The sequence below is a fragment of the Propionispira raffinosivorans DSM 20765 genome, assembly GCF_000381065.1.
Taxonomy (GTDB): domain Bacteria; phylum Bacillota; class Negativicutes; order Selenomonadales; family Selenomonadaceae; genus Propionispira; species Propionispira raffinosivorans.
Genome location: NZ_KB905844.1, coordinates 179,546 through 191,614, shown reverse-complemented (window position 1 = coordinate 191,614; position 12,069 = coordinate 179,546). Strand labels below are relative to the sequence as shown.

The 12,069-nt window shown below is 37.7% G+C and carries 10 protein-coding genes; all 10 read left to right on the top strand.

All coding sequences use genetic code 11. The annotated features are described in order from the left end of the window. Positions 1 to 289 precede the first annotated feature (289 nt). The 10 genes from F606_RS0106905 (at position 290) to truB (ending at position 12,019) form a co-directional block, all read left to right on the top strand. A complete protein-coding gene (locus F606_RS0106905; RefSeq protein WP_407635973.1) occupies positions 290 to 4,045 on the top strand; it encodes a PolC-type DNA polymerase III in 3,756 nt (1,251 codons plus the stop codon). 352 nt (positions 4,046 to 4,397) lie between these two features. Beyond that, positions 4,398 to 5,033 (top strand): hypothetical protein, encoded by a 636-nt coding sequence (locus F606_RS22230; protein WP_019553151.1) that lies wholly within the window; start codon positions 4,398 to 4,400, stop codon positions 5,031 to 5,033. A gap of 191 nt (positions 5,034 to 5,224) precedes the next feature. Continuing rightward, the gene (locus F606_RS0106895) at positions 5,225 to 5,668 is read left to right on the top strand and encodes a ribosome maturation factor RimP (RefSeq protein WP_019553150.1); all 444 of its coding nucleotides are present in this window, start codon (positions 5,225 to 5,227) and stop codon (positions 5,666 to 5,668) included. Between the two features lie 26 nt (positions 5,669 to 5,694). Continuing rightward, positions 5,695 to 6,807 carry a transcription termination factor NusA gene (gene nusA, locus F606_RS0106890; protein ID WP_019553149.1) on the top strand — a complete coding sequence of 371 codons (1,113 nt, stop codon included), beginning with the start codon at positions 5,695 to 5,697 and terminating at the stop codon, positions 6,805 to 6,807. A 2-nt stretch (positions 6,808 to 6,809) separates the two neighbouring features. Next, complete coding sequence (rnpM, locus tag F606_RS0106885; protein ID WP_019553148.1) at positions 6,810 to 7,085, top strand: RNase P modulator RnpM; 276 nt, start codon at positions 6,810 to 6,812, stop codon at positions 7,083 to 7,085. Continuing rightward, a complete protein-coding gene (locus tag F606_RS0106880) occupies positions 7,078 to 7,401 on the top strand; it encodes a L7Ae/L30e/S12e/Gadd45 family ribosomal protein (RefSeq protein ID WP_019553147.1) in 324 nt (107 codons plus the stop codon). Before rnpM ends, F606_RS0106880 begins: the two co-directional genes overlap by 8 nt. Positions 7,402 to 7,415: 14 nt before the next feature. Next, complete coding sequence (infB, locus tag F606_RS0106875) at positions 7,416 to 9,821, top strand: translation initiation factor IF-2 (protein WP_019553146.1); 2,406 nt, start codon at positions 7,416 to 7,418, stop codon at positions 9,819 to 9,821. A gap of 21 nt (positions 9,822 to 9,842) precedes the next feature. Then, the gene (gene rbfA / locus F606_RS0106870; RefSeq protein WP_019553145.1) at positions 9,843 to 10,196 is read left to right on the top strand and encodes a 30S ribosome-binding factor RbfA; all 354 of its coding nucleotides are present in this window, start codon (positions 9,843 to 9,845) and stop codon (positions 10,194 to 10,196) included. Between the two features lie 4 nt (positions 10,197 to 10,200). Continuing rightward, positions 10,201 to 11,154: a DHH family phosphoesterase gene (locus F606_RS0106865; protein WP_019553144.1), complete on the top strand. Its 954-nt coding sequence runs from the start codon at positions 10,201 to 10,203 to the stop codon at positions 11,152 to 11,154. Next, complete coding sequence (gene truB, locus F606_RS0106860) at positions 11,147 to 12,019, top strand: tRNA pseudouridine(55) synthase TruB (protein WP_019553143.1); 873 nt, start codon at positions 11,147 to 11,149, stop codon at positions 12,017 to 12,019. The genes F606_RS0106865 and truB overlap by 8 nt, the downstream gene beginning before the upstream one ends. Positions 12,020 to 12,069 lie beyond the last annotated feature (50 nt).

Genomic DNA, 12,069 nt, shown 5'->3' with positions numbered 1-12,069 from the left:
GAGTTTGTGGACCCGTTTACGGGTAGCAAGAAGCAAAAGGCATAAATAAAAAGCCCCTTTAGGGGTCGCCCGAAAAAGTAAAACGTTGGTTAGACCATTCGGACGCCCCTTGAGGGGCTTATGTTAGTAATATGCCCTTCCAGGGCTTGAGCAAGCCTCCGGTTTACCGGAGGTCATGACTTAACGAACGATTGATGGTAAAAGCAAGCTATCAATACAGCGGCGTGTGTGATAAAATATAACGTAATCGGATAATAGAGAATGTTCTATATCCATTTGATTTTTTTAGATGATGGATAAAGAAAGAGGCTTAATCAATATGCAGAAATACTGTATAATTCCTAAAGATGGTAATGATTTTTGGCGTTTAGTTCATACGATGTCGACAAACGATCAAGAAAAAAAACTATTACAGGAATGTAAAATAAAACATGTAGAAATTAATTTAAAAAACAATTCATGGGAAATCCTCCTACAAACCAGAAATCGATTGCCCAATACCTTAATCGATCGAACATCTGTTCATATCGCTGAAAAGTGCCAAATAAACCAAGTTTTCTTCTATCAGGATGTAATTGATTTGGAAGCCTATATTGAACGCGAATGGAAAAAAATCGTTAAACAAACTGCCGCAGGCAATCCAACGGTGACACATCTGTTAATGCATTCAAAACGCCATTTTGATGGAAATACCTTAACCTTGGAATTATTTGGTGAACTTGCTGAAGAAATTTTAGCAGCACATTCTGTAATCAAAATGATGAAGCTGGTAATTTCTGATACACTGAATTTTTGCTGTGAAATACAATATAGTACAAAAGATGCCGCTGAAAATCAATTTTCTCAGGCAGATGATTTTATGACTCCCGAATTTCTTGAAGCGCTGCAAATTGAAACACAGAAGAAAGATGCAGTCGCTGCGAAAACAGGGAGTACGGATAAGGGCACTGCCAAAGTAAATAATTCACCATTGATTTTTGGTAAAATGATTCAAGGCGAAGCAGTACCGATCAATGACGTAGATGGTGAAATAAAAAATACGATTTTTGAAGGTACAATGGGTGATTTTGATGTACGTGAATTCAAGACAGGTACGAAGCTTTTAACCTTTGATATTGCCGATAAAAGTGACGGTATAAGTTGTAAAACATTTTTTAAGGATAAAGATGAATTTGAACGTGTCCAGAGTGCTCTCAGTAAAGGTATGTTCGTAAAAATTAAAGGCTCGATCAAATTCGATACATTCCAAAATGATTTTGTCATGTTTGTTGATAGCATGTATAAAACAGCTGTGAAAGGACGAATGGATTTAGCAACGGAAAAAAGAGTGGAACTTCACGCACATACGCACATGAGTAATATGGACGCGGTGGTTTCCGTTAAGAAACTTGTGTGTACTGCAGCAAAATGGGGCTGGCCAGCGATTGCTATTACGGACCATGGTGTTGTCCAGGCTTTTCCGGAAGCCGCGAAAGTAATCAAAGAACAAAAACTTGATATCAAGATTATTTATGGTATTGAAGGCTATTTAGTGGGCGACGATTACCAGCAAAAAAGAGCCAATCATATTATCTTATTGGCAAAAAATCCAGTAGGTCTGCGTAATTTATATCAAATGGTTTCTCTTGCACATCTAAAATACCTGCATAAGCAGCCGCGAATCCCCCGTAAAATTATTGCTGAATTTCGCGAAGGCGTAATAGTCGGCTCAGCTTGTGAAGCGGGTGAACTAATTCGGGCAATTGTTGCCGGACAAAGTGATGAAGAATTACTGGAAATTGCTAAATTCTATGATTATCTGGAAATACAGCCAATCGGCAACAATGAATTTTTAGTACGCAGCGATGACTTCCCGCATATTCAGTCCGATGATGACTTGATAAAAATCAATCTAAAAGTAGCGCAGCTTGCGAAACAACAAAATAAGATGTTGATTGCAACCTGTGATGTCCATTTTTTAAATCCGGAAGATCAAATTTATCGAGCGATTTTGATGAAAGGCAAAGGATTTAAAGATGCGGATATGCAGCCACCACTTTATTTGCGAACGACAGAAGAAATGCTGGCTGAATTTCAATACTTAGGCGAAGAAAAAGCATATGAAGCGGTCGTAACAAATCCAAGGAAAATTAATGAAATGATTGAAGTATTTAAACCGATTCCTGACGATTTATATTCTCCAATGATCCCAGGCGCAGATGATGATATTAAAAACATGTCTTATGATAAGGCAAAATTTCTCTATGGAGAAAATTTGCCGCAGATTGTTCAAGATCGCTTGACGTTAGAATTAGATTCTATCATTGGGCATGGATTTGCAGTACTATATCTCATTGCTCATAAGCTTGTAAAAAAATCACTAGATGATGGTTACCTGGTTGGGTCTAGAGGGTCCGTTGGCTCTTCTTTTGTAGCGACGATGACGGATATTACGGAAGTTAATCCGCTGCCACCGCATTGGTATTGTCCAAAATGCCAATATAGTGAGTTTATCACGGATGGCTCCTATGGCTGTGGTTTCGATTTACCGGATAAAACATGTCCTGTCTGCGGCAGTGATTTAGCAAAGGATGGTCATGATATTCCTTTTGCTGTATTCATGGGATTTGATGGTGATAAAGTACCGGATATTGATTTAAACTTTTCGGGGGACTATCAACCAGTAGCCCATAAATATACAGAGGAACTCTTTGGTAAAGATAATGTATTCCGGGCGGGAACAATTGCCACCGTTGCAGATAAGACTGCTTATGGCTATGTACGAAAATATTTTGATGAAAAAGGTCTTAAAAAACGCAATGCTTATATCAATAGTCTCGTTGATGGCTGTACTGGCGTCAAACGAACGACTGGACAGCATCCAGGTGGCATAATGGTTATCCCGCGCAATATGGATGTACATCATTTTACACCGATACAACATCCAGCGGATGATAAAAACACCACGACGATTACAACACATTTTGATTATCATTCCATCAGCAGTCGGTTGGTTAAACTCGATATTCTTGGACATGATGATCCAACGGTTATTAAAATGCTAGAAGATCTGACCCATCGTGACCCAAAAACGATTCCATTTGATGACCCGGCAACGATGAGTATCTTTTCTTCAACTGCAGCACTGGGGGTAACACCACAGGATCTCGGGAGTAATTCAGGAACATTTGGTATTCCTGAATTTCGGACTCGTTTTACAAGACAGATGCTGGATGATACCATGCCGAAAAAATTTAGTGACCTTGTGCGTATCAGCGGATTTTCTCATGGAACCAATGTATGGCTGGACAATGCACAAGAACTCATCAGAAATGGAACCTCAACCCTGTCTGATGCTATTTCAGCCCGTGACGATATCATGATGTATCTGATCCATAAAGGAATTGATCCGCTGCTTTCGTTTAAAACGATGGAAAATGTACGAAAAGGAAAGGGTATCCAGCCTGATGTTATTGAAAAACTCAAAGCGGGCGGTATCCCGGACTGGTACATTGAATCTTGTTTGAAAATAAAGTATCTATTTCCAAGAGCCCATGCGACAGCCTATGTTATGATGGCGTATCGGATTGCTTTTTGCAAGGTGCATTATCCTTTAGCCTTTTATGCGGCCTATTTTTCAATTCGTGCTGCTGAATTTGATGCAAATCTGATTTCACAGGGGAAAGAACAGATTCAGGCCAGACTAAAAGAACTCGATGCGCTGGAAAACCTGTCTGTGAAAGATAAAGGTCTGCAAATTGTCTTGGAACTAGCTTGGGAAATGTATATTCGTGGTTATTATGTGGAAAAAGTTGATTTATATGGTTCTTTAGCGGATAAATTTGTCATTCACGAAAAATCATTGCAGCCACCATTTGCCGCCTTAGACGGTCTGGGCAGCTCTGCTGCTAAAAATATCGTTGAAGCAAGAAAAGACGGGGAATTTTCATCCATTGATGATTTAAAGAAAAGAACGGGGATTTCAAAGACCGTTGTGGAAATACTGCGTGAACACGGCTGTTTAACTGGTATGACCGAAAGCGATCAAATGGAACTGTTTATGTAAAAACCAGAATCCCCCTGATTTACAACAGGTTTCTGGTATATAAAATCAAATTGTTGACATTTTGTTGACGCTTTTGAGAAAAGCAAAAAAAGATAGGCTGGCTGCTCATTAATTCATCGAATTTCTGAGCAGCTTCTTTCTTTTTACAATAATTGATTGAGCAACTCGGAATGGGTGCTATTATATTTTTTCTAGGCAAAATCAGAGCACTTTTACTTGCTTATTTTGTATGGTGAGAATCAACAAACCTAATTGATAAAAATAATTATTCCAAATGAAAAGGATTTCAGCTAACTTATCTAGAATAGTAAATATCTGTGTACTATTTTAAGGTAAGGAGACATTTATTTATATGATTAAAATTAGAAGGATATGCGTTGATAAACATATTGATTCTGTTGGTTGGTTTGGCGTAGTTTGGCTGTTGTGCATCATTCCATTATCGTGGATATTGCCACCGCAAATCAGTTGGGAAAATGGCATTTTAGAAAATTCACAGGTGATGATATTATTCATTGGTGTATTTATGAGTTTTTATTTTTATATAGAAGCTCTTTCATCTCAAGGGAAAAAACTTTGGGCTTCCATCGGTGCTTTTTTTGTGATGCTGGCTGGTCGTGAATTAAGCTGGGGCAGAGTTCTTTTCCAAACAAAGCTTACGCCATCCGGCCCAGAATTAATTGCGATGAATCAACTACCACATTCAAATATTATACAAGGAATTATTCTGTTGTTTATTATTAGCGTAATAAGTGCTCTTATTTATAATATTCCGTGGAATACCGTGGTTGCGATACCATTGCCTATAATGTATCTTACACTTGGATTTAGCAGCTTTATTTTAGCAACAATCGGCGAACACAACTGGTTGCTTGCCCATAAACAAGGACAGCCGGTAGAGGAGTTGTCGGAACTGTTAGCTTATTTTATGATTGTGAAAATTGTAAAATATTATGCTGCTTCGTTAAAAAATAATTCAATTTGCTAAAAGATTTCCTGGCTTGTTAGAGTAGATAAATGTAGACGCTATAATAGTTTACATTTATCTGCTCTGATGCTATAATAGAATTATATTAAATTTAAGTGTGATATCTAAAGAGTGGGTGCAAACCCACTCTTTACTCTTATATTTAAGAAAATTAATATTTTATTCATTCCACGTGTACGGGAGGTGTTTCGATGGCAAATCAAATAGAAAAAATCGTAGAAAAAATGGCGTTAGAATTTCTTAAAGACACTAATATTGAATTGATTGATGTTGAATATATAAAAGAACATCACTGGTATTTGAGAGTCTTCATAGATAAAGAAGGCGGTATTGAAATTGAAGATTGTCAACAGCTCAGTGAGCAATTGGAAGAAAAATTAGATATTTTGGATCCAATTAAAGATAATTATTTTTTGGAAGTTTCTTCACCAGGCTTAGATCGTATCTTAAAAAAAGAAAAAGATTTTCAAAGACAAATAGGCAGTATGGTCGAAGTAACCACGTATCTGCCTATTAATGGTGAAAAAGTTACAGTCGGTAAATTAACCGGCTATACTGAGGATGCAATTATTTTAGAAGATATTTCTATTCCACGCGACAAGGCTGCATCGGTTCGTTTGCATCTTGAGTTTTAACATACAATTGAATAAGGGGGATTTAAATGAGTAGTAAAGATAAAGGCTTTATGGAAGCCTTTAAACAGTTAGGTAAAGAAAAAGGAATTGCACCAGAGATATTATTTGATGCAATTGAAGCAGCTTTGATTTCGGCTTATAAAAGAAATTTCAGTTCAGCCCAAAATGTACGGGTTTCACTTGATAGGGTTACCGGAGAATTCCATGTTTATGCGAGAAAAACTATTATTGAAATAGTAGAAAATGATATTGTAGAAATGAGTCTGGCACAGGCAAGACAGATTAATCCTGGCTATGAAATAGATGATATTATAGAAATAGAAGTAACTCCAGCTGACTTTGGTCGTATTGCCGCCCAAACAGCAAAACAAGTTGTTGTGCAAAGAGTTCGCGAGGCAGAACGTGGTATTATTTATGAAGAATTTTCCAATCGTGAAAGTGATATTTTAACTGGTATTGTACAGCGTATGGAAGCAAAAAATGTATTTATCGACCTTGGTAAAGCAGAAGCAATTCTGACGCCATCGGAACAAATTCCATTTGAACAATATAATCATGGTGATCGTTTGAAATCATACATTATTGAAGTGAAAAAAACGTCAAAAGGTCCTCAGATTTTAGTATCACGTACGCATCCGGGCTTGTTGAAACGTTTGTTCGAACTAGAAGTTCCTGAAATTCACGATGGTATTGTTGAAATCAAATCGGTAGCACGCGAACCAGGTATGCGTTCGAAAATTGCTGTATTTTCGAAAGATGAAGATATAGATCCCGTTGGTTCTTGCGTTGGTCACAAGGGTATGCGCGTTCAATCAATTGTAGACGAATTAAAAGGCGAAAAAATCGATATTGTAAAATGGAATGCAGATCCGGGTAAATATATTGCAAATGCATTGAGTCCGGCTAAAGTAGTATCCGTCGATGCTAATGAAGAAGAAAAAATATCCAAAGTTGTTGTTCCTGATTATCAATTATCGCTAGCAATTGGCAAAGAAGGTCAAAATGCCCGTTTAGCTGCGAAATTAACTGGCTGGAAAATCGATATAAAGAGTGAAACACAGGCTGCTGGACAAATTGCGGTAACAACTGAAGTTTCACCAGCAAAAGCTGAAAAAGATCTTTCAGTGGAGGCTAAATAAGCATGGTTACGCAAAAAAAAATTCCACAACGAATGTGTATCGGTTGTCAACAAATGCGTGATAAACGCGATTTAGTTCGTATTGTCAGAACGCCGGAAGGTGAATTTTTGATTGATCTCACCGGCAAAAAATCAGGTCGTGGTGCCTATATTTGTCATAATGTCGATTGCTTTACAAAAGCAGTCAAAGAACGTCGTTTTGAAAAGTCTTTTAAAAGTGCGATGGATAGTAAAATTTATGAAGAATTAAAAACCGGGATTTTTCAAGTCAATGAATGATACGGATAAAAAAATAATAAATTTACTTAGTATGGCTCAAAAAGCAGGAAAATTAGTTTCTGGTGAATTTGCTGTTGAGAAATATATACAAGCTGGTAAAGCTTCGCTTCTTTTAGTTGCAGCAGATGCATCCGAAAATGCGAAAAAACAATATAAAGATATGTCCGATACATATGGGGTCCAAATGTATTACGTTTTAACGAAAAATGATTTGGGAGCCACTATCGGCAAAAATATCCGTGTAGCGATTGCTCTTGCTGATAATGGATTTATCAAAGCTTTATTAAAACTCATCAATAGGAAAGCAGAAATCTAAATGGGGGTGGATCGATGTCCAAATACAGAATATATGAATTAGCAAAAGAATTTAATACTACAAGCAAGGTGGTTCTTGATATATTAGAGCGTAATAATAATACAGTAGCAAAAAATCATATGAGCAGTGTCGGTGATACAGAGAAAGACATCATAACAAAAACATTTGCTGGTAAAACCAGTACGGAAACAAAAGTTGCAGCTAAAGTTACAACTCCAACGCCAGCTCCGACTATAATTGTAACGAAAACGGCAGCTGCCGCACCAAACAACAATTTCAAACCAAAAGCACCCGTACAACCAGTACGTAAAAATGATGGTCCCAGACCATTTATAGCACAAAAACCAAATAACAATGTTTCAGCCAACCCACATAAAGGGCCAAGTAATCCAAATTTTAATAAACCAAAACCAGCAGTGAATCATACTGCAACGAATACAGCAGCCAACACTACAGCTGCTACGCAGAATAGCAATACAAATAATGGCGCACAGCCGAATAAACAAGGCGGGCAAAATTCACGAATGAATAATAATGCAAATAAAAGTACATTCAATCCTAATAATCGTAACACGAACAGCCGTAACAGCAGAAACTATCGGGGCAACAACCGCGGTAGAAATAACCATATCCAATACAATACACCTAAACCAGAACCAATCAGACCTAAATTGATTAAAATTGGGGAATCTCTGACAGTAAAAGAACTTGCTATGAAGATGGGCTATAGTGTTACTGAAATCATAAAAAAACTTTTAATGATGGGCGTTATGGTAACAATCAATCAGGAAATTGATTTTGATACAGCAACACTTCTTGCTGGTGAATTAGATGTAGTCGTAGAAGAATTGCCACCTGAACAAGATCCTACAGAAATTCCTGAAATAGAAGATGATCCTAAATCACTTGTTCATAGACCTCCGGTTGTAACCGTTATGGGACATGTCGATCATGGTAAGACATCTTTATTGGATGTAATCCGAAAAACATCGGTAACTGAACGTGAAGCTGGTGGAATCACACAGCATATTGGTGCATATCAAGTTATGTGCCAAGGCAAAAAAATTGTATTTTTAGACACACCAGGTCATGAAGCGTTTACAGCGATGCGTGCTCGTGGTGCACAAGTTACGGATATTGCAATTTTGGTTGTAGCAGCAGATGATGGTGTAATGCCACAGACAATTGAAGCAATCAATCATGCAAAATCAGCAAAAGTGCCAATTATTGTCGCAATCAATAAAATAGATCGTCCAGGCGCAAACCCTGACCACGTAAAACAGCAGCTTGCTGAACACAATCTCATTCCAGAAGACTGGGGTGGTCAGACGGTTATGGTTCCTGTTTCTGCCAAACAAAAACTTGGTATTAAAGAATTATTGGAAATGATTTTGCTTGTTGCTGAAATGCAAGAACTCAAAGCAAATCCAGATCGCGAAGCACGTGGTATTATTATTGAAGCACAGCTTGATAAAGGACGCGGTCCAGTTGCAACCGTTCTCGTACAAACAGGAACGCTTCGCATTGGTGATTCAATTATTGCCGGTACTGCACATGGTAAAGTACGTGCTATGATTAATGACCGTGGCGAAAAAGTCAAAAAAGCGGGTCCTTCCGTTCCGGTCGAAGTTCTTGGGTTATCAGATGTTCCAGAAGCTGGAGATATTTTAGCGGCACTGGATGAAAAATTGACTCGTTCAATTTCTGATAAGAGAATTGAAAAACAACGTAATGATTTGATGCGTTCGAAGAAAGTATCGTTAGATGATCTCTTCCAACAAATTCAAGATGGTAATATAAAAGATTTGAATATCTTAATTAAAGCCGATGTACAGGGGTCTGTCGAAGCTCTCAGCAGTTCACTATTGGCTCTAAACAAAAATGATGAAGTTCGTGTAAACATCATTCATGCCGGTGTTGGTGCTGTTAATGAATCCGATGTTATGCTTGCTTCTGCATCAAATGCACTTATTATTGCATTTAATGTACGTCCAGACACAAATGCACGTAAATTAGCTGATAACGAAAGTATCGATATTCGTACGTACCGTGTCATTTATGAAGCAATTGGCGACGTTGAAGCTGCTATGACGGGAATGCTAGCACCACAGTTTAAAGAAGTTATTCAAGGTAAAGCAGAAATCCGTCAAGTAATGAAATTCTCCAAAGCACTTGTTGCTGGTTCTTATGTTTTAGAAGGTAAACTCACAAATTCTTCTAGTATCCGAATTATTCGTGATAATATTGTTGTATTTGAAGGCCAAATTGAATCACTTCGACGCTTCAAGGATGATGTAAAAGAAGTAGCATTTGGTTATGAATGTGGTGTTACGATTGAAAACTTCAAGGATTTCCGCGAAGGCGATATCGTTGAAGCTTATACCATGGAACAACTTGCACCGCAGGCACTTAATAAATAAGAAACGAAGGGACGGGGTAATATGGGTCAGCTTCGTATGGAAAAAGTTCAAGAACTCGTAAAACAAGAAGTCAGCCAAATTATTTTGCAAGAATTAAAAGATCCAAGAATTGGGTTTGTTACGGTAACACAAGTAGATGTAACGGGTGATTTAAGAAGCACCAAAATTTATGTGAGCATAATGGGTAGTGATGAACAAATTAAAGCCTGTTGGGATGGATTGCAAAGTTCAATCGGTTATATTCGCCGCGAAATTGGTAAACGAATTCGTTTGCGCTGTACACCCGAAGTAACTTTTCAGCTTGATAAATCACTTGATTACAGTACACATATTCAAAAATTACTTATAAAAATCAAAAAAGACGAGGCAGAGTAATTTCATGAAGATCGATCTTAAAAAAGCAGCAGAACTTTTAACGAAATATAAAAATTTTGTTATTACGTCACATGTCAATCCCGATGGGGATGCACTTGGTTCTGTTTTAGGTCTGGCACATTATCTAAAAGCAATCGGCAAAAATGTTATATGCTTAATTGATGATGATCTTCCTACTAATTTTGATAGTCTCCCGGGTTATGAATTATTGGCTAAACCCGGGCAGACTATTGAAAAAATCGATCTTTTGATTGTCTTGGATACTGGTATAGATCGCATTGGTCGGATCAAAGAATTAGCTGATGCACCTATACTGAATATCGATCATCATATTTCGAATAATAGTACGGTTGATTATTTATATGTGGATTCTGACCGCGCAGCCACGGGCGAAATTATTTTCCAGCTTTTAAAATTCATGAAGGCAGCTTTCGATAAAAATATAGCTGCTTGTCTTTATACAGCAATCGCAACCGATTGTGGTTTTTTTCGTTATGCGAACACAACGGCTTTAACGATGCGAATCGGCGCCGAACTTTTGGAATTTGATGTAAAACCAAATTTGATATCCGAAGCCATTGAAAAAAAACCACTGGCTGCCGTACGCGGCATTGCTTTAGCATTGAATACACTTGAAATATTCAAAAATGGGAAAATAGCACTACTTGCAATCACACAGGATATACTGGCTCAATGCGTGAGTACAGAGGGCTTTATTGATTTAGCACGGATTATCGAAGGTGTCGATGTTGCTGTTATGGTCAAATATGTCGATGAAAATACGTGCCGAATTAGTATGCGTTCTAAAACAACCAATGTCAGTCTTATTGCTGAAACGTTTGGCGGCGGCGGACATATTCGAGCTGCGGGATGCACAATGCATGCACCGGTAGAAGCTGCTAAAGAAACAATTGTTGCTGCAATCGAGCAATACATGGAGGATTCGTACAATGCTTGACGGTTTTATCTGTGCTTTAAAACCACCGGGAATGACTTCTCATGATATGGTTAGTTTTATTCGTAAGGTTTATGGTATAAAAAAAGTTGGACATGCTGGTACATTGGATCCTGGTGCAGCTGGAATCTTACCGATTGCGCTTGGAAAAGCTACACGGATGATTGAATACATGACCGATGCCGATAAATCGTATCGGGCTGAGCTTACTTTTGGTTTTTCTACCGATAGTGGTGATGATACAGGTACAATATTGACACAAGAAAAATTTATAATGCCTTCGTTAAGACAGATAAACGAAACGTTGCAGCAATTCATTGGTGAAAATATTCAAATTCCACCAATTTATTCAGCTATAAAAATTAACGGAACACGGGCTTGTGATTTAGCAAGAAAAAATATCGAAGTTGAAATTCCTTCACGCACCATTCATATTCATAACATGGAACTACTAGAAGTTGAAGAACCTAAACTTTTGTTTGATGTTGATTGTTCTAAGGGGACTTATATACGGACACTGTGTATCGATATTGGTAAGAAATTAAATATTCCTGCTGTGATGTCTTTTTTAGTTCGTACGCGTGTCGGTTGTTTTTCTTTGGCCAATGCATATACGTTGGATGAAATTAAAAATAATCCGCAACAGGCTATACAGCCTATCGATTCTGTTTTAGTGCATATGCCAGCAGTGGAGCTTACGAAAGCTCAAATTTCTTTTTTTCAACAAGGACAAAAAATCACTAAAAAACAACCAATAAATTTATCTTCATTGGTAAGAATTTATGATAAGGAACTAGGCTTTATCGGTATCGCCCGTTATCAGGCTGAGACCGCTTGTATTGTACCAGTTAAAGTCGTTTTTCGTTAAGCTGTATTCTGTAATCAAATTTTTCCCTTGATCGAACTAAGGAGTTAGAT

What these genes read in the sequence shown, in the direction of transcription:
- nusA (WP_019553149.1), top strand. Translation starts at nt 5,695, where the DNA reads ATGAGTAGTAAAGATAAAGGCTTTATGGAAGCCTTTAAACAGTTAGGT.
- F606_RS0106895 (WP_019553150.1), top strand. Translation starts at nt 5,225, where the DNA reads ATGGCAAATCAAATAGAAAAAATCGTAGAAAAAATGGCGTTAGAATTT.
- F606_RS0106905 (WP_407635973.1), top strand. Translation starts at nt 290, where the DNA reads ATGATGGATAAAGAAAGAGGCTTAATCAATATGCAGAAATACTGTATA.
- rbfA (WP_019553145.1), top strand. Translation starts at nt 9,843, where the DNA reads ATGGGTCAGCTTCGTATGGAAAAAGTTCAAGAACTCGTAAAACAAGAA.
- F606_RS0106880 (WP_019553147.1), top strand. Translation starts at nt 7,078, where the DNA reads ATGAATGATACGGATAAAAAAATAATAAATTTACTTAGTATGGCTCAA.
- truB (WP_019553143.1), top strand. Translation starts at nt 11,147, where the DNA reads ATGCTTGACGGTTTTATCTGTGCTTTAAAACCACCGGGAATGACTTCT.
- F606_RS0106865 (WP_019553144.1), top strand. Translation starts at nt 10,201, where the DNA reads ATGAAGATCGATCTTAAAAAAGCAGCAGAACTTTTAACGAAATATAAA.
- infB (WP_019553146.1), top strand. Translation starts at nt 7,416, where the DNA reads ATGTCCAAATACAGAATATATGAATTAGCAAAAGAATTTAATACTACA.
- rnpM (WP_019553148.1), top strand. Translation starts at nt 6,810, where the DNA reads ATGGTTACGCAAAAAAAAATTCCACAACGAATGTGTATCGGTTGTCAA.
- F606_RS22230 (WP_019553151.1), top strand. Translation starts at nt 4,398, where the DNA reads ATGATTAAAATTAGAAGGATATGCGTTGATAAACATATTGATTCTGTT.